This is a genomic window from Streptosporangium sp. NPDC005286 (assembly GCF_040607515.1).
GTDB lineage: Bacteria > Actinomycetota > Actinomycetes > Streptosporangiales > Streptosporangiaceae > Streptosporangium.
Genome location: NZ_JBEXGU010000021.1, coordinates 53921 through 72078, shown reverse-complemented (window position 1 = coordinate 72078; position 18158 = coordinate 53921). Strand labels below are relative to the sequence as shown.

11 protein-coding genes are annotated in these 18158 nt (G+C 72.2%); 9 read left to right on the top strand and 2 right to left on the bottom strand.

Features of this window, described 5'->3' with window-relative positions; genetic code table 11:
- Positions 1-150: 150 nt before the first annotated feature.
- The 8 genes from ABZU75_RS11140 (at position 151) to ABZU75_RS11105 (ending at position 14165) form a co-directional block, all read left to right on the top strand.
- The gene (locus ABZU75_RS11140; RefSeq protein WP_355552030.1) at positions 151-1299 is read left to right on the top strand and encodes a hypothetical protein; all 1149 of its coding nucleotides are present in this window, start codon (positions 151-153) and stop codon (positions 1297-1299) included.
- Between the two features lie 166 nt (positions 1300-1465).
- Positions 1466-3682 carry an acyl-CoA dehydrogenase gene (locus tag ABZU75_RS11135; protein ID WP_355552027.1) on the top strand — a complete coding sequence of 739 codons (2217 nt, stop codon included), beginning with the start codon at positions 1466-1468 and terminating at the stop codon, positions 3680-3682.
- A gap of 57 nt (positions 3683-3739) precedes the next feature.
- On the top strand, positions 3740-5368 hold the full coding sequence (locus ABZU75_RS11130) for a hypothetical protein (protein WP_355552025.1): 1629 nt from the start codon (positions 3740-3742) through the stop codon (positions 5366-5368).
- Positions 5369-5510: 142 nt separating this feature from the next.
- Entirely contained in the window at positions 5511-5633 is a 123-nt protein-coding gene (locus ABZU75_RS11125; protein ID WP_350920967.1) for a hypothetical protein, read from the top strand.
- Between the two features lie 138 nt (positions 5634-5771).
- Positions 5772-7091: a glycosyltransferase family 4 protein gene (locus ABZU75_RS11120; RefSeq protein WP_355552021.1), complete on the top strand. Its 1320-nt coding sequence runs from the start codon at positions 5772-5774 to the stop codon at positions 7089-7091.
- The gene (locus ABZU75_RS11115) at positions 7088-11260 is read left to right on the top strand and encodes an alpha-(1->3)-arabinofuranosyltransferase family protein (protein ID WP_355552018.1); all 4173 of its coding nucleotides are present in this window, start codon (positions 7088-7090) and stop codon (positions 11258-11260) included. Before ABZU75_RS11120 ends, ABZU75_RS11115 begins: the two co-directional genes overlap by 4 nt.
- Entirely contained in the window at positions 11257-12315 is a 1059-nt protein-coding gene (locus ABZU75_RS11110; protein ID WP_355552015.1) for a DUF3068 domain-containing protein, read from the top strand. The genes ABZU75_RS11115 and ABZU75_RS11110 overlap by 4 nt, the downstream gene beginning before the upstream one ends.
- Positions 12312-14165 carry a hypothetical protein gene (locus ABZU75_RS11105; protein ID WP_355552012.1) on the top strand — a complete coding sequence of 618 codons (1854 nt, stop codon included), beginning with the start codon at positions 12312-12314 and terminating at the stop codon, positions 14163-14165. Before ABZU75_RS11110 ends, ABZU75_RS11105 begins: the two co-directional genes overlap by 4 nt.
- On the opposite strand, the gene ABZU75_RS11100 is transcribed toward ABZU75_RS11105, so the two are convergent.
- On the bottom strand, positions 14146-14889 hold the full coding sequence (locus ABZU75_RS11100) for a class I SAM-dependent methyltransferase (RefSeq protein ID WP_350920979.1): 744 nt from the start codon (positions 14887-14889) through the stop codon (positions 14146-14148). The genes ABZU75_RS11105 and ABZU75_RS11100 overlap by 20 nt on opposite strands.
- A gap of 121 nt (positions 14890-15010) precedes the next feature.
- Here ABZU75_RS11100 and ABZU75_RS11095 point away from each other — a divergent pair, with 121 nt between their 5' ends.
- Positions 15011-16894 carry a hypothetical protein gene (locus ABZU75_RS11095; RefSeq protein ID WP_355552008.1) on the top strand — a complete coding sequence of 628 codons (1884 nt, stop codon included), beginning with the start codon at positions 15011-15013 and terminating at the stop codon, positions 16892-16894.
- Here the strand turns inward: ABZU75_RS11095 and ABZU75_RS11090 are convergent.
- Positions 16891-18099, bottom strand: coding sequence for an acyltransferase (locus ABZU75_RS11090; protein ID WP_355552005.1), 1209 nt, complete (start codon positions 18097-18099; stop codon positions 16891-16893). The genes ABZU75_RS11095 and ABZU75_RS11090 overlap by 4 nt on opposite strands.
- Positions 18100-18158 lie beyond the last annotated feature (59 nt).

Here is an 18158-nt window from a genome sequence, read left to right as displayed (position 1 = left end):
GGTAACTCCTCCGGGCGCTCTAACGAGAGATATATCCCCTCATATGACGCGCCCACGGCCCCCATTCCCGCCATTCCCGCTGAAGACGGTTCGGTCATCAGCCCTCGGGTGCCCAGAAGATTTCCCATCGGAGACGGTGAGGAGACCGTGTTGGTCTCCAGACCAACGCCGCCTGGATCGTTCCCCCACTCGCCGCCGCCCGATTCCGGCCGTTCCGACGCGACTTCCGGTGACGGGGCGGACGATCCGGGGGCGGGGACCGACCGGGTGCGCGAGTCCGGTGGGCTCGGGACGATCCCGGTCAGGCAGATAGGCGGCTCCGCGGGACCCTGGCGTCCCGACAGGGCCGGTGCTTCCGGCCGGACGGGCACGTCTGGTCAGACGGGCGCTTCCGGTCAGACGGGCGCGTCCGGTCGGGCGGGCACGGGAGGCAGGGCGGACGGCGGCGTCGCGACGGGGTGGCCCGGCGCGTCGCAGCGGCCCGGCGTGTTCGGCGAGCCGGGTGCGCAGGGTCAACCGGCCGGGCGGGTCCGGCCCGGCGTGCCGAGCGGAGCGGGACGGAAGTCCGACGGCCTGCTGATGCGGATCGGCGACATCCCGATCCGGGTCGCCTACAGCCTGGGTGCCGCCGTCATCACCTGCGTCATCGTGGTTCTGATCTTCATGCTCTTCTCCGGCGACGAGCCCTCGGACCCGGTGGGGGTCCGCCAGAGCGTGGCGCCCACGGTGCAGCCCTCGCCGACCGTGTCTCCGATCACGCTGCCCGCCCTTCCGGACGCGACGGCGCTGAAGGCGCTGCCGGGCACGCCGAGCGTGGTGCTGGGCGCGGTGACCGATGCCAAATCCGCGGTGACCTATGCCAGCCTGGGCAAGCCGTGGGCCGCCAAGGCCGTGCCGTCGTTCTCCGCCGGCCAGCAGGTCGGCTCGGCCGGGCTGCCGCGCACGGTCATCGCCTCGGGACCCCTGCCCGGTGCCACCCCGGCCAAGCCGCTCAAGAGCGACGCCGACTACCGCAAGGTGGCGTTGAGCGCGGTGAAGTGGACGATCCGCAACCACCACCCCGAGGGGGGCAAGGTCACCTGGACCGCCTCGCAGCGCCTGGCCACCGGCAAGGGGTGGGTGCTCGCCTACCGGGTGACCTACGAGGTCAAGGGCAAGGAGCGTTCCTCCCAGGCGGCGCTCGCGGTGATCGACATCGGCCGCCGCAAGCCCTCGGTGCTCTTCGTGACCGTGCCCGACACGCGCAAGCGGCTCTGGGCCGACATCGCCCCCGTGGTGGCGAGCGCCCGCGCTCTCTGACGCACTCCTGCGGCCATGCCCGTTCGGTGAGAGCCGGGCCTTCCGCGGTCACCGGTGGGCTGCGACGGCAAGGGGGCCGGCGTACCCGGGGAAGAGGGTTCGCGCGTTGTGATGGAAGCACCTTCTAGAATATGGTTCTGTCATTGAATCGCGTCTGGAGGCTGTCATGGCGATCGGATTGAGCGAGGAGCACGAGGCGCTCCGGGAATCGGTGACCGGGTGGGCGGAGCGCAACATCCCGTCCGAGGTCGTGCGCGCCGTCATCGCGGCCGAGGGTGAGGAGCGCCCCGGCTTCTGGCCGGGACTGGCCGACCAGGGCCTGCTCGGCCTGCACATCCCCGAGGAGTACGGCGGCAGCGGCTACGGCCTGCTGGAGACCGCCGTCGCCGTCGAGGCCCTCGGCGAGCGCGTCGCCCCCGGGCCCTACGTTCCCACGGTGCTCGCCAGCGCCGCGATTCTCGCCTCCGACGGCAAGGCGCACGGCGAGCTGCTGCCCGGCCTCGCCGACGGCACGCTGACCGGTGCGGTCGCGCCGTTCTCCTCGATCACCGGTACCCGAGGCGAGGACGGCACCCTGACGATCGGCGGCACCGTGGATCTGGTGCTGGGCGGCGCGCTGGCCGACATCCTGGTGCTCCCGGTGAGCACGGACCGCGGCGAGGAGTGGGTCGCGGTGGACGCCTCCGCGGCGACCGTGACGCCGGTCGGCTCGCTCGACCTCACCCGGGGCGTGGCCAAGGTCGAGCTGGACGCGGTCACCGTACCGGCCGGGCGGGTTCTCGACGGGCTGCGGGCCTCCGCGGTCCACAACCTGGCAGTGATCCTGCTCGGGGCCGAGGCGGCGGGCGTCGCCTCCTGGTGCGTGACCGCGGCCGCGGAGTACGCCAAGGTCCGCGTGCAGTTCGGCCGTCCGATCGGGCAGTTCCAGGGGGTCAAGCACAAGGCCGCCCGGATGCTCGTCGCCCTGGAGCAGGCCCGCGCGACGGTGTGGGACGCCGCCCGCGCCGCGGACGGTGGCGACGTCTCGGCGGACGAGCTGGCCTACGCCACCGCGATCGCGGGCGTGGTCGCCCCCGACGCGGCCGTGCTCTGCGCCAAGGACGCCGTGCAGATCTTCGGCGGCATCGGCTACACCTACGAGCACGACGCCCATCTGTACTATCGCCGCGCGCTGACCCTGCGCGCCCTGCTCGGCTCCTCGGTGGAGTGGGCCGAGGTGGTCGCCGAGCTGGCGCTGAACGGGGTGAGCAGGGAGCTGGAGATCGAGCTGCCCGAGGAGGCCGCCGAGCTGCGCGAGAGCATCCGGGCCGAGGTCGCCGCCTTCGCCGCGCTGGAGGGCAAGGAGCAGAAGCGGGCGCTGGCCGAGGCCGGCTACGTCATGCCGCACCTGGCCAGGCCGTGGGGCCGCGACGCCAAGCCGCTGGAGCAGGTTCTCATCTTCCAGGAGCTCAAGGCCGCCGGGGTCAAGCTGCCCCAGATGATCATCGGTGCCTGGGTGGTGCCGTCGATCGCCGCGTACGGCACCCCCGAGCAGCAGGAGCGCTTCCTGCCGCCCACGCTGAGCGGCGAGATGATCTGGTGCCAGCTCTTCTCCGAGCCCGGCGCCGGCTCCGACCTCGCGTCCCTGCAGATGAAGGCCGAGAAGGTCGAGGGCGGCTGGCGGCTCAACGGCCAGAAGATCTGGACCTCGGTGGCGCACGTCGCCGAGTGGGGCATCTGCATCGCCCGCAACTCCTCGGAGGGTTCCAAGCACGAGGGCATCACCTACTTCCTCGTCGACATGAAGGGGGCCGGCGTCACCGTCAGGCCGCTCACCGAGATGACCGGCGAGAACCTGTTCAACGAGGTCTTCCTCGACGACGTGTTCGTCCCGGACGAGCTGGTCGTCGGCGAGGTGGGCCAGGGCTGGAAGGTCGCCAGGAACACCCTGTCCAACGAGCGGGTCTCGCTCTCGGGGGGTTCGGGCGGCACCGGCGCGTCCGTTCCGGACCTGCTCGGCCTGGTCGGGCGCCTCGGCCGGGAGCTGACCGCCGCCGAGCGCCAGGAGGTGGCGCGGGTCGTCTGCGAGGGGCACTCGATCGCCGCCCTCGGCCTGCGGGTGACCCTGAAGCAGCTGACCGGCGCCGAGCCCGGTGCCGACGCCTCGGTCCGCAAGCTGCTGTCCACCTCGCACGCCCAGCACGTCTCGGAGTGCGCGGTCTCACTGCTCGGCCCCTCGGCCGTCGTCGCCGCCGACATGAAGCTCGGCGACGCCGGTTACTGGAACCGCGCCGTGCTCGCCACCCGCGCCATGACGATCTACGGCGGCACCACCGAGGTGCAGCTCAACATCATCGGCGAGCGCATGCTCGGCCTGCCCCGCGATCCCGAGCCGGGTAAGTAGTCCACAGCTCCGGATATATGCATGTTTATCCGGAGCAAGCACATAAAGTCGGTCAGCATGGGCGGCGAGTGGGGCGAGACGGCGAAGCGGTTCGCGCCTGCCCTGCTCGGCCTGCTGTTCGGGCTGCTCGCTCTCGGGCCCGCTCTGGGACCGGGATTCGTGCTCAGGTACGACATGGTGTTCGTGCCCGACCCGCCGCCGGTGCTGCCCGGGGAGGGGTTTCCCCGGGCGGTGCCCAGTGACCTGGTGGTCGCGCTCCTCTCCTGGGTCGTCCCCGAACAGGTGGTCCAGAAGGTCGTGCTGCTGGGGGTCTTCGTGCTGGCCGCGTCCGGCGCGGCCGCGCTGGCGCCCTCCCGGAGGCTGGGGCCCCGCCTGGCGGCGGCGGCCTTCTACAGCTGGAACGCCTACCTCGCCCAGCGGCTGCTGCTCGGCCAGTGGGCACTGCTGCTGGGAGTCGCGGGACTGCCCTGGGCGGTGCGCGCGGTGGCGCTCGGCGGGCGGTCGCGGCTGGTCGCCGCGCTGCTCCCGGCGGCGGTGGGCGGATTCCAGGCGATGCTGGTCGCCGCGCCCGCCCTGCTCGCGACGGCGGCGACAGCGCCGGTGACAGGGCCGGTGACAGCCGATGGAAGGTCCGTGACGCCCGCCAGGAGGGTGCGGGTCCGGCGGGTGCTGGAGGTCACGCTGGTCATGGCGGTGCTGAGCCTGCCCTGGCTGGTGCCCGCCCTGAGCAGCCGGGCCGTGACCGATCCGGCCGGGGCCTGGGCGTTCGCGGCCAGGGCCGACGGCCCACTGGGTACGGTCGGCAGCCTGCTCTCGCTGGGCGGGATCTGGAACGCCCATGCCGTCCTGCCCGGCCAGGAGACCTGGTGGTCGGCGATCGTACGGCTGCTGCTCGCCGCGGTCGCCGTCTGGGGGTTCGCTCGCCTGCCGGGCTCGCCGGCGCGCCACGGCGCCGGGGTGGCGAAGCCGTACCGGGCGGGGCTGGCGGTGGCGGCGGTGGCCGGGCTGGCGGTGGCGCTGGTGGGGGCCTTCGCCCCCGGCGTGCTGGGCGGCCTGATCGGCTGGTGGCCCGGGTTCGGGCCGCTCCGTGACGGGCAGCTGTACCTCGCCCCGTTCGTCCTGCTGCAGGCGGTGGGCCTGGCCGCGGTCGTCGCGCGCTGGAACTCGCGTGCCGTCGCGGCCGTCGCGGTGGCCACTCCGGTCCTGGTCCTGCCCACCTTCGCCCTCGGCGCGTTCGGCAGGCTGTCGGCGGTGGACTACCCGGACGAGTGGCGAAAGGTCCAGGCGATCGTGAACGCCGATCCCGCGCCGGGGGCGTTGCTCTCGCTGCCGTGGGGGGCGCACCGGGCGTTCGGCTGGAACGGCGACCGGGTGATCCTCGACCCCGCGACCAAGATGTTCCGGCGCCGGGTGCTCTGGAACGACGCGCTGCTGGTGGGGCTGCCCGGCGGAGGCAGACTGCGGGTCGCGGCGGAGGATCCGGCTTCCGCCGGGGTGGAGGCGGCGCTGGCCGTCGAGCCGGGTGGGCGGTTGGCGGCACTATTAGGACTGAATGTCCGTTATGTTCTTATTCATGGGAGTGACAACCCGTTCCAAATCCCGGGGGGAGACGATTCGTTCCGCGGTTCCGCGACCGTCTTCCACGGGCCCGAACTCCGGTTGCTGCGCCTTGACGCACCTTCCTGAACTGGGCGTATCCCCGGACCTCCGTACTACCCGGTGGTAACTTTATTTGTCACATTTTCACCAAAGCTATGGCTTATGAGATGAATCACGTTCTACTCTCGGCACACTGTCCGAATTCTGGAGGGAGAGCTCAGTGTTACGAGTGATCGCAGCCTTGGCCGTCGGCACGGTGCTTGCGGTGGGTGCCTCCGTGGCAGTGGTGAACGTGGCCGCCCCCACACCGGAGCCGCCCAACCGGCCCCTGTACAACTACGGCGACAGGTGATCCGAGGGGCCGGACAAGGGCCCCTCGGACGCGGTTTTCTCCCAGCCGCTCAGGCTGGACACCAATGGACAGTACGGAGCGTGGCTCCGCCGTGCCCCGAGTCGGGCGCGCATCGCCGTAGAGGACCGAGGAGACAGTGTGGCCGACACCGTGGCCTTTTCCGGCGGGAACGTGAACGCCGGATCCCGTCTGTTCAACCCGTCGTGGCCCAACCTGAGCGTGGAGGTCACCGAGACCCCCGAGACGTCCCTGCACGGGGTTCGGGTGGCGGTGCTGAACTTTCGCGAGCCACAGCAGTCGGCGGCCGGCGGCGCCGAGGAGTACGCCTGGCAGGTCAGCCGCTACCTGATCGCCCAGGGGGCCCTGGTCCACTTCGTGACCGGCCGTGAGCCCGGCCAGACCAGGGCCGAGCGGCGCAACGGCGTCGAGCTGCGCAGGATGGGCAACCGCTACCTCGTCTACCTGCTCGTGCCGCTCTGGCTGTTGCTGCACCGCCGCCGCTTCGACGTGGTCATCGACTCGATGAACGGCATCCCGTTCTTCTCCCCCCTCGTGGTACGGCGCCGCACCACGGTGATCTGCCTGGTGCATCACGTGCACGACCGGCAGTTCCACGCCTTCCTGCCCTCCTGGCTGGCCAGGATCGGCTGCTTCATCGAGGGGCCGGTGGCCCGGCTGCTCTACCGCCGCCGCACCACGATCACGGTTTCCGAGTCCTCCAGGACGGACCTCCGTGCCAGGCTGCGCTGGCTGGCCCCGATCCAGGTCGTCCCCAACGGCAGCCCGGTGGCCCGCTCGGTCGCGCGGCATCCCCTGCCCGGCGACCCCGCCGTGGTCTACCTGGGCCGGTTGGTCGGCCACAAGCGGGTCGACCGCGTCGTCGGCCTGGCGGCCGAGCTGGCCGAGAGCCGTCCGGGGCTGCGGGTACACGTGGTGGGCCGCGGGCCCGAGTCCGACGCCCTCGCGGCGGTGGCGGCCGAACTGGGCGTCGCCGACCGCGTGCACCTGCACGGATTCCTCAGCGAGCCGGGCAAGAACGCGGTGCTCGGATCGGCCCTGCTGAACGTGACCGCCTCGGAGTTCGAGGGCTGGGGTCTCACCGTGATCGAGGCGGCCGCCTTCGGCGTGCCCACGGTCGCCTACGACGTCGCCGGGCTGCGCGACTCGATCAAGGACGGGGTGACCGGCTGGCTGGTCCGGGACGGCGAGACGCTCGCGGACGTGGTGGACCGGGCGATCGGGGAACTGACCGACCCCGTGCGGCGCGCGGCGATCCAGCAGGCCTGCCGGACCTGGGCAGGCGAGTTCACCTGGGGAAGAACTGGCGCTACTATAACCAGACTTATCGCCACAGAGCTCGCCGTAGCCGCCCGTCGACAGCAGCCCGTGAGCGCTGTGAGCTCGCCGGTCAGGACCCCCGACCTCCATCTCGCCATGGGTGAGACCGACCCCATTTGAGCACCGCATTGACCCCTGACAGCACGGACACCGGGCCCGCCCGGCTTCGACACCGGCTGCACCTGCTGGCCGGCTGCCTCCTGCTCGGGGCCATCGCGTTCAACACCTCGCCCGGCCAGGTCATCTCCGAGACCAAGCTCGACATGGCGCTCAACCCCCTCGGCTTCCTCGCCCGGGCGATGCACCTGTGGGACGGCGCGTTCTTCGGTCACCTGCAGAACCAGGCGCACGGCTACCTGTTCCCGATGGGCCCGTTCTACGCCCTCTTCGAGGCGCTGGACATGCCCCCCTGGAACATCCAGCGCCTGTGGATGACCCTGGTGCTGTGCGCCGCGTTCGTCGGCGTCGAGCGGGTGGCCCGCGCGATGGACATCGGCACCCCCGCCACCCGCGTACTGGCCGGGCTCGCCTACGCCCTGGCGCCGCACGCCGTCACGCTGATCGGGGTCAACTCCTCGGAGTTCCAGCCGAGCGCGGTGCTGCCCTGGATCCTGCTGCCGCTCGTGCACGGTGCCAGACAGCGGGCGAGCCCGCGCAGGGCGGCGGCCCTGTCGGCGCTGGCCTTCCTGTTCGCCGGCGGGATCAACGCCGTGGCCGTGCTCGCCGTGCTGGTCGTGCCGTTGCTGTACCTGCTGACCCGTGAGCGCGGCCCCCGCAGGAGGCACCTGCTGCTGTGGTGGCTGGGCTGTGTGGGCGCGGTGTCGATGTGGTGGCTGCTGCCCCTGCTGGTGATGGGCCGCTACATCTTCTCCTTCCTGCCCTTCATCGAGACCGCCGACGCCACCACGTACGTCACCTCGCTGATCAACGTCCTGCGCGGCACCTCGGGCTGGATCGCGTTCCTGCCGGTCGACGGGGCGGCGTTCCTGCCCGCGGCGTTCGAGCAGGCGACGGGACCCGTGATGATCGCGCTGACCGCGCTGGTCGCCGGGCTCGGCCTGGCCGGGATCACCGCCCGCGCCACCCCGGAGCGGGGATTCCTCGCGATCAGCCTGCTGGCCGGGGTCGTGATCGTCTCCGCCGGCCACGCCGACGTGCTCGCCCACCCGTGGACCGAGCAGGTGAGGGCGCTGCTGGACGGTCCCCTCGCGCCCTTCCGCAACCTGCACAAGTTCGACGCGCTACTGCGGCTCCCGCTCGCCCTCGGCCTGGCCGCCCTGCCACTGGCCGGTCCCGCGCGGCTGCGCAGACCCGTCCTCGCGGCGTCCGCGGTCCTCGTCGCACTCGGCGCGTCGCCCGTCGTCACCGCGGGCACGACCCCGGCCGGCGCGTTCGAGGACGTGCCCTCCTACTGGCGGGACGCGGCGACCTGGCTGAACCGGAACACCGGGGACGGCATGGTCCTGGCCGCCCCCGGATCGCGCCGGGGCGAGTACCTGTGGGGCCGTCCGATGGACGAGCCCATGCAGTCGCTGCTGACCGTGCGCTGGGCCACCCACACCAACGTCCCCTGGGGGTCGCCGGGACTGGCCAGGCTGGTCCAGGCGGTGGACGAGCGCTTCGCCACCGGCCGGGGCTCGCCGGGGCTCACCTCGGCGCTGCGCCGGATGGGGGTCAGCTACCTGCTCGTCCGCAACGACCTGGCGAGGGAGAGCCTGGGCACCGCCTGGCCCGCGCGGGTGCACGAGACCATCGCCGAGTCCACCGGCCTGGAACGGGTCGCCGGCTTCGGCCCGGAGATCGGGACCAGGGCCAGCACGACGGCCGCGGGCTGGTTCGAGCAGCCCTACCAGGCGCTGGAGGTCTACGCGGTCCCCGACCCCGCGCCGCTCGTCGCCACGGTGCCCCGCGAGGGGACCCTCAGGGTGACCGGGGCCCCGGAGGCGGCGCTGGCCCTCGCCGAGGAGGGCCTGCTCGACGACGACCGGCCCATGGTGGTCGGCAACGAGCCGGGCGCGGGCGCGACGTCCCCCGAGCACACCGTGATGACCGACACGCTGCGCCGCCGCGAGATCATCTTCGGCGACCTGCGCCGGATCGGCACCGCCACGCTCACCGAGGACCAGCCGCTGGAACGTGGCAGGGAGAGCGACCTCACCGACCCCGCCTGGACCGCCGCCACCGCGACCGCCCGCTACTCCAGCATCCTTGACGTACGGGCCTCCTCCGCCGAGTCGCGGGTCGGGGCCGCCGACCGGCGCGACCCCGGGCGGCAGCCGTACGCGGCGCTCGACGCCGACCCGCGCACCGGATGGCGCTCCGACGGCTGGAGGGGAGCCGTCGGGGAGTGGCTGGAGGTGCGCCTCGTCGAGCCCATCGACATGCCGAGGATCACTGTCGCGTTCGAGAGGGGCAGGCTTGGACCCGCCGTGGCGGAGGTCGCCCTGGAGACCGACGCGGGAACGCGCCTGGTGCCGGTCGCGGACTCGGTGGAACCGCAGTTGCTGAACCCGCCGGCCGGCAAGACCTCCCGGTTGCGGATCCGGGTCACCAAGCTGGTCTCGGAGCCCGCGTCGCGGGTCGGCACCCGGGTCGGCATCACCGAGGTCGCGATTCCCGGCGTGCGGGCGACGCGCAGCATCGTCGTTCCCGCCGAAGGCGAGCGGGATCCGGGCACGGTGCTGCTGACCCGCCAGGGGGCCGCGTCGCCGTGCATGCACGGCTCGGCGACCTGGACCTGCTCGCCGTCCCTGGAGATCACCGGCGAGGACGGCTCCGGCTTCGACCGCACCTTCACGGTCCGGGACGCGGGGGAACGTGTCGTCACCGGCAGGACGGTGCTCACCGACCCCGCCTCCGCCCATCTGCTCACCACCGTCCCGGGCGTCTACCCCCAGGTGAGCGCCTCCTCCACGCTGGTCGACCATCCGGCCGTGCTCGGCCGCGCGGCCATGGACGGCGACCTGGACACGGCCTGGTACGCCCAGGCCACCGACCGCCACCCGACGCTGACCGTCAAGCTCGGCAAGAAGACCACGATCTCGCAGATCATGGTCCTCTTCCCCGACTCGTTCCTGGGGCAGCCGCCGATCAAGGTGAGCGTGCGCGGCGGCGGCCGCACCGCGCAGGGCTGGGTCGGCTCCGACGGGCGCGTCTCCTTCGCGCCGATCCGCGCCGACCGCCTGGAGATCGGCTTCATCGCCCCGGCGTCCCGGTCGATCGAGGTGTCGGAGATCACCATCCCGGGGGTGAAACCGCTCGGCTCGCTGGAGCCCTTCCCGCTGAGGCTGCCCTGCGGCTACGGTCCCACGCTCACCGTGAACGGCAACCCGGCGGCCACCGAGATCGTCAGCGGCACGCTGGACGACGTGGTCAACGGCCGCCCGCTCGGCTACCGGACCTGCGAGCCGGTCGAGCTGGGCGCAGGGGAGGCGCGGATCAGCGCGTCCCCCAGCGACGCCTTCAGGATCGAGTCGATGGTGGTGCGGACGTCCGACGACGGCGCCCGGGGCGCGGTCACGGCCACGCCCGCCACCGTGCAGGCGTGGGGGCAGGGGGAGCGCCGGGTTCAGGTCTCCACCACGGCCCCCTCCTACCTGGTGGTCAACGAGAACCACAACGTCGGCTGGCAGGCGTACCTCGACGGCAGGCAACTGAAGCCGGTCAGGCTGGACGGCTGGCGGCAGGCGTGGGAACTGCCTTCGGGCCAGGGCGTCGTGACCATGCGCTACGAGCCTGACTCCGCCTACCGCACGGCGCTGGTCGGCGGCTGGACGCTGGTGCTGCTGGTGGTGGCGCTGGCGCTCATCCGTCCCGCCTGGCCTGCCCGGTCGCCGGGGGCGGGGCCCGTCGCGATCCGGGCGCTCTGGGTCTGGCCGTTCGTCCCGCTTCTCGGCCTGTGGACCGGGGGCTTCGCGGGCGTCGCGATCGTCACCGGGGCGGCGCTCCTGTTCGCCTGGCTGGGGGCGGTGGCCCAGGCCAGGCACGCCCGTCTCGGCGTGCTCCCCGGCCTGGCGGGCACGGTGGCCACGCCCTGGGCACTGGCCGTGCCGACCGGCCTGGCCGGTCTCGCGCTCGCCGTCGGCACCCGGTACGGCGGGGTCGACGCGACCGAGGTGCTCACCGGGTCGCTGACCGGTGCGGTGCCGCAGGTGCTCTGCCTGCTGGCGCTCGCCTGGCTGACGGCCTGGCTTCCCGATCACGCTGCGGCCGAGGCGCCCGCGCCGTCGCGCCGCGGGACGGCCCGGCGGCCCGAACCCGAGTCCGAATCGGTGGTGGTGGGCCGGTGACCCGGGCCGGTATCCCCCGGACGGTGTTCGCGGGCGCGGGCGCCTTCCTGCTCACGCTCGCCGCGCTGCTCCGCTTCTACGTCTACGAGAGCGTGCTGGTCCTGCCGCTGGAGCAGGGCAGGACCTACCGGATGGTCGCGCTGGACGCCGACTACTTCGACACCGGCACGCTGACCTCGCACACCGGTGTCCCGTTGGTGTCCACCACGACGTTGAGCGGGGACGCGGGAGCCGGGACCGCCGACACGGCGGTGTGGGTGGAGTTCACCTCGCTGACGACCGCCACCGGGGACAGGATCGACTACCACGAGCGTCGGACCGCCTTCGACCGCCGTACCGGGATGGCCGTCGACTGCTGCGAGAGCTATGTCGACGAGGACCCCGAGGCCCGGCAGTCGGGCCTGGCCTTCCGCCTGCCGTTCCGCGCCGAGCCGCGCTCGTACCCGATGTACGACACGACGCTCCGGCTGGCTGTCCCGCTCCGCTACGAGCGCCAGGAACAGATCAACGGTCTGCGGACCTACCGTTACACCTACACGGCCGGCCCGGTGAAGATCGAGGACTTCCCCGAGCAGTTCCCCGGCAAGGTGCTGGGACTGCCCGCCTGGCGGGCCATCGGCGTCTCCCGCTACGCCCAGGTGACCCGCACGCTCTGGGTCGAGCCGGAGAGTGGCCTGACCGTGAAGGTGGAGGAACGGCACCGCCAGGGCCTGCGCACCCCCGACGGCATCGAGCGCAAGGAGAGTCTCAGGGCCGACCTGGTGATGTCCGAGGAGGACGTCGACGCCAGGGTCTCCGACGTCCGCGCCTTCACCCGCTGGGTCCTCGTCGTCCGTGACCTGCTGCCCGCTGTCTTCCTCGCCGCCGGACTCCTGCTGGTCCTCTGGGGCCTGCGTCCCCGTAGGCCTCCCCGGGCTCCGGAGCCTGCCGGTGCCGGTCCGGGGCAGCCGGGGCCGGCTGAGCTCGCCGGACCCGCTCGGTCCGCCGATGTCTTCATGGAGCGGGTGTGGCCTCCCGAGGCCGCCGGTGCCGGACCGGAGCGTGAACGCGGATGAGCGGCGGCCAGGTGGAGGTGGAGCTGCGGCTGCCCGGCTGGGTGCACAGTCCGTTCGCGCGGCGGCACGGGCTCACGGTCGTGGCGCTGCTCCTGCTGCTCGCGGGGCTCGCGGTCAAGGGGTGGCTGCTCAGCCGTTCCTATTTCGCCGAGGACGACATCGTCTTCGTCGGCAGGGCGCTGGCCGAGCCCCTCGGCTGGGACCACCTGTTCCGGGTGCACATCGGCCATCTGATGCCGGGCGCCCTCGCCCTGGTCCGGGCCCTGACGGCGATCTCCGCCTACGACTGGGGCCTGGTCTCGATCGTGATCATGGCGCTGTACGCGGGCGCGGCCCTGGCGCTCTACCGGTTGCTGCGCCTGATCTGCGGTGCCAGGCCGCTCATCCTCGTCCCGTTCACCCTCTTTCTGTTCGCACCCGCCAACTTCCAGGCCGGCACCTGGTTCGCGGCGGCGCTCAACATCCTGCCGCTGCAGATCGCCATGATCATGGCGATCCGCGCCCAGCTGCTGCTGATCCGTACCGGCCGCGCCGGACACGCGCTCGCCGGGATCGCCTGGACGTGTGCCGGGCTGCTCTTCTTCGAGAAGGCGGTGCTCATCCCGCCGGTGCTGTTGCTGTTCACGGTGCTGCTGCTGGCAGGCGAGCACGGCGTGGTCGGGGCGGTGCGCAGGCACTGGGCACTCTGGTCGGTCTACCTGGTGGTGGGCGGCGCCTATCTGACCGGTTACCTGCTGGCCTCGGGACGGAGCGGCGGTCAGGGGTTCGCGCTCCCCGAGTTCTACACGGCCGTGGAGTACATCGGGAACTTCCTCGGTGGCACGGTGCCGACACTGCTCGTGGGCGGCCCGCTGAGCTGGGGGGCGGAGACCACGGCGGGTCCGCTGGTCGCCCACCGGGCCGTCGAGGTCATCGTGGCCTGGCTGGTCCTGGCGGCCGTCGTCGCGGGCACCTGCCGCAGGCGCCCCGAGGCGGCCGGTGCCTGGGCACTGGCCGCGGGCTACCTGCTGGTCGCGGACGCACTGCTGATCATGTTCAGCCGGTCGGGGTCGGTGCAGCACGCCTTCGAGAGCCGCTACATCGCCGACGCGACGCCGGTGCTCGCCGTCTGCCTGGCCCTGGCCCTGATGCCGTGGCGGAAGACCGGGCCCCCGGGGCAGGACTCACCCTGGAACGGCGCGGTGCCGCGGGCGGTCTCGCCGTTCGTCCTCCCCGCCGCGTGCGCCTACGTGGCGCTCACCCTGGTGTCGGCCGCGGGGTTCGCCCAGGGGCTGCCGGGCGAGCGCAACCGCGCCTACTTCGACGCGGCCCGCGCGGACCTGGCCAGGCTCGGCCCCCAGACGGGTGTCTACCCCTCGCTGATACCCGACCGGATGCTCTTCCCCTGGCAGGCCGTCGAGGACCGGCTGACCTCCCGGGCGCTCAGCCCGCTCGCCGAGGGCGCCCTCGGCGAGCGGATCAGGTATCCGGGGGCGGCTCATCACGCGGTGACCTTCGACGATCGCGGCCATCTGGTGCCCGCCGCCGTGTTCGGTGCCCAGGTGGCGGCCTGGGACGGCGGCTGCCTCCCGCTGAGCGACCGCACCGCCGTCGCCGACCTGCCTGCCGGGTACGAGGGGAACATCTTCCGCATCGACTACCGGGTGCCGAGGGACACGCGCGCTACGGTGCTCAGGGACGGGCGGCGGACCGAGGTTCCGCTCAGGGCCGGACGGGACCGGGTCTACCTGCCGGCCGGGGCCGGCTCGGGGCCGGTACGGATCTCGGTCCAGGACGACGGGGTCTGCCTGCGCGCGGTGGTGCTCGGCATGGCGGTATCGGAGGAGGTGGTCAGTGGCGGCGCAGGATGAGCAGCAGGTTCCAGCTCACGATCTCGCGCAGCCCGGGAACGTGGATCACCGGGGTCGCCCAGCGCGGATGGTAGCGGGGCAGGGCGTCCAGGACCGTGGCGTCCGGCTGCCGCTTCGCCCAGCGCAGCGCCGCACCGATCGAGACCGGGTAGAGGCCGGCGCCGTAGCGGTTCTTGGGCGGCTTGCCGTACTTGCGGGTGTAGCGTTCGGCGGCGCGGTGGCCGCCGAGGTAGTGCCAGGGCGAGGTCTCGTGGCCGCCCCAGGGCGAGAGCCAGTTGGTGAAGGACAGGTAGATCACACCACCGGGACGGGTCACCCTGACCATCTCGTCGGCCATCCGCCACGGTTGCGGCACGTGCTCCAGCACGTTGGAGGAGAAGCAGACGTCCACCGAGCCGGTCGCCAGCGGCAGGTCGAGCGCGCTGCCCAGCACGGCGCCCTCCGGGGCGGCGCCCTGGCGGGCCATCATCTCGCCCGCGTCGCAGTCCACGCAGACCGGCCGGGCGCCCACGGACCGCAGCACGTCCGTGAAGTAGCCGGGGCCGCCACCGACGTCGGCGACGAGCGCGCCGTCCAGCTCGGTGTAGGAGGCGAGCTGGGCCACCGTGTCCCTGGCCAGCATGCCGTAGAAGAAGTCCGGGTCGCTCTGCTCCTTGCGGAAGCCGCCGAGCAGGGCGACGGACCGGCCCAGGGTGGCACGGAACGATGCCGGGTGGGTCTCCAACGCTGCTCCTCTACGGAGTAGAACAAACCAGGTGGGGCGGAGTATAACACCGCATCGCCAGCGAACTTTTCACACTCGTAGGGTGTTCCGCCGGAACACGGGGATCAGCAGGGGAGGGCCAGTGGAGGCCACGGAGACAGAACGGCCGGAGCGGCCGGAGCCACCGGCGCTGCGGATCGTGCTGCCCGGCTGGCTGGCGGCCCTCCGCAGTCCGGTGCTGCTCGGCGCCGCCCTGCTCATCGTGGTGTCGCTGGTGCTGCGGCTGCTGATCCTGCGCGACTCCTACTTCGTCGAGGACGACCTGCTCTTCGTCGGCGACGCCTACCGGAGCGACCTCACCCTCGACTTCGTGACCCGGGTGCACAAGGGCCACTTCATGCCCGGTGCCCTCGCGCTGACCTGGGTGCTCTCGCGCATCGCGCCCTACGACTGGCTGCTGGTGGCCGGTGTCACATTCGTCGCGCAGGCGCTGCTCAGCGTGCTGGCGCTCCGGCTGCTGCGGATGCTGTTCGGCACCCGGCCGGCGATCCTGCCGCTGCTGGCCCTGTTCCTGTTCTCCCCGCTGACGATTCCGGCGTTCGGCTGGTGGGCGGCCGCCATCAACGCGGTGCCGCTCCAGCTGGTCCTGGTACTCGCGCTGACCGACCAGGTCCGCTTCGCCCGCGGCGAGGGCACCCGGTACGGCCGGCACGCGCTGGCGTGGTGCGTGGTCGGCATGGCCTTCAGCACCAAGGGGGTCTTCGTCACCTTCCTGCTCTTCGCCCTGACCACCGCCTTCCTGCGGGAGCGGGAGAAGGGCTGGATCACCTCGGCGCTCGGCGAGGTGCGGCGGCACTGGCGGCTCTGGTCGGCGCACGTGATGGTGCTCGCCACCTACACGGTCCTCTATCTCGCCAGGATGAGCACGGCGCCGGGGGAGGGCGCCTCGGTGCCCGATCCCGGCGTGACCGCCGACCTGCTCTCGCTCCTGCTGGGCCGGACGTTCCCCAGCGGGGCGATCGGGGGTCCGGTCGACTGGGCGCCGACCCCGACCGGCGGCCTGACCGCCCCCTCCGACGCCCTCGTCGCCGTCTCCTGGGCGGTCCTGGCGGTCCTGCTTGTGATCACCGTCCGCTACCGGCGCCGCGCGCTGCGGGCGTGGCTCGTCCTGGGCGGCTACCTGCTGCTCGCCGACGCGATCCCCACGGTGATCGCCCGGGGCAACTACACGTCGCTGGTGGGCCTGGAGAGCCGTTACGTCGCGGACGCGGTGGTCGTCCTGATGATCTGCCTGGGGCTCGCCCTGCTGCCGGTCAGCGGGGAGAGCGGTGCCTACCGCCGCGCGCTGCCCGCGCCGTCCTCGCTCGTCCTCGCCGCGGGGTTGGCCTCGGGTGCCTACCTCATGCTGTCGCTGATCTCGATCGGGGCCTATCGGGACACCCTCACCGGCAACCACGTCCGGACATATCTTGAAACGGTCGCCGGGCAGCTCGCCGCGGCGCCGGACAATGTGGTGATCTATCCGACCCCGGTCCCCGATGACATCGTGCTCCCGGTCAACGGCGAGCGGCGGCTCAGCAGCCATCTGCTCGCCCCGCTGGCCCGCCCGACCGTACGGGTCAGGATGGCGCACCCGGAACCCTCGGAGGACGCCAAGGTCTTCAATCGTGAAGGCAGGCTGGTGCGGATGAGCATCTTCGGCTTCCTGGCCACCCGGGGCGAGGGCGAGCAGTGCATACGGACCCTGGACGGCACCGCGTTCTTCCCCGACGCGGTCTCCTTCGGCGGGAAGGCCACGGCGGGCGCGCTGGTCTACATCTCCGACCGGCCGGTCTCGGTGACCGTGCAGGTCGGTGAGGAACGGATCGTGCTCAGCCTGCAGCAGACCTCCGGTGGCCTCATCCACTTCCCGGTGACGGGGGTGGGCAAGGGGATGAAGATCGTGATGGACGACCCGACGGCCCCGCTCTGCATGACCGGCGTCGCGCTCGGGGCACCGGTCGCCGAAGGCGAGCAGCTCTCCTAGCCTTTGGAGGTCTCCGGGGCCTGCCGCGGGAGTGGCCGCTCCGAGCCCTCCGCCGGCGCAGGGCGGAGGGGCGGGCGCACGAGGCGGTTGAGGCGCTGGGCGGGCCGTTCCACGAACCGGTAGGTCAGGGTGGCCATCACGAGCGTCATGACGGTGATGGGTACCAGGTTGCCCAGGAAGTTGCCGGAGAACTGCTGCTGCTCGGTGAAGCCGTACCACAGGTAGATGGCCACGAACTGCCAGAGGAAGACGCCGTAGGAGATGCGGCCGAGAAAGCCCATCACCGGGTTGGCGAGCAGGACCTTCACCGGTGAGTCGCCCGGCGGCGGCAGCGTGGCCGGGACGAGCAGGCACAGGGCCACGATCGCGTAGAGGGCCAGCTCGAACAGGCCCGACCAGACGCCGTCGATGCCGAGGAAGCGGGTTCCGGTCACGGGGGAGGCGGCGACGGCGTACGCCAGGGCGGCGACCAGCCACCACGAGCCGGGGGAGGCCCACACCGCCCGTTCGAAACGCCGGGCGGGGGAGTCGGTGTCCGGGGTGGCGCGTATCCAGGCCAGCACCACGGCCAGCGCCATCCCCACGGCGAAGAAGATCATCGACCGGGGCGGCCAGCTGTTCAGGAAGGGCCGGTACTCCGGGTAGTAGGTCAGCAGTGTCCAGGCGAAGGAGAGCGCGATCAGCACGCCCAGGCCCATCAGCAGCCGCCGGGCCCGCCGGTGCACGTCCGCCCCGCCGCGCCGGGCGAAGGCGGCCAGGCCCGCCGCGAGCAGGGGGAGCAGCAGGTAGAAGGCCACCTCGACGGAGAGGCTCCACATCTGGGCCAGGCCCTTGGGCCCCAGGCCGAACCACCAGGGCTCGGTGACGTAGTTCTGGTTGAGGGTCAGCAGCGTCAGCCAGCTCCAGGCGTCGGAGGTGTGGTCGCGTGACCAGATGAACATGGCCACCACGACCACCAGCCAGTAGGCGGGCAGGATGCGCACCGCCCGCTTCCACAGGTAGGCGCGGGTGCGGACGGCGGGGGTCCGGCACAGCAGCGCGGCCGCGTAGGGGCGGTAGAGCAGCAGCCCGGAGAGCGCGAAGAAGATCGGCACCGCCACGTCGCCGCGGGAGAGCAGCGCGCCGGTGAAGCCTTCGCGGAGCGCGGCACCGGACTCGCTCGCGACGTGGAAGACGAGCACCGCGAGCGAGGCGACGGCGCGCACGCCGTCAAGAGTGTCCAGATGACCGACTATTTTGGATGGAACCTGCGGAGAGAGCTGTT

Bases quoted from the DNA above. Each gene is read 5' to 3' on its own strand.
- ABZU75_RS11105 (WP_355552012.1), top strand. From the start codon at position 12,312: ATGAGCGGCGGCCAGGTGGAGGTGGAGCTGCGGCTGCCCGGCTGGGTG.
- ABZU75_RS11130 (WP_355552025.1), top strand. From the start codon at position 3,740: ATGGGCGGCGAGTGGGGCGAGACGGCGAAGCGGTTCGCGCCTGCCCTG.
- ABZU75_RS11135 (WP_355552027.1), top strand. From the start codon at position 1,466: ATGGCGATCGGATTGAGCGAGGAGCACGAGGCGCTCCGGGAATCGGTG.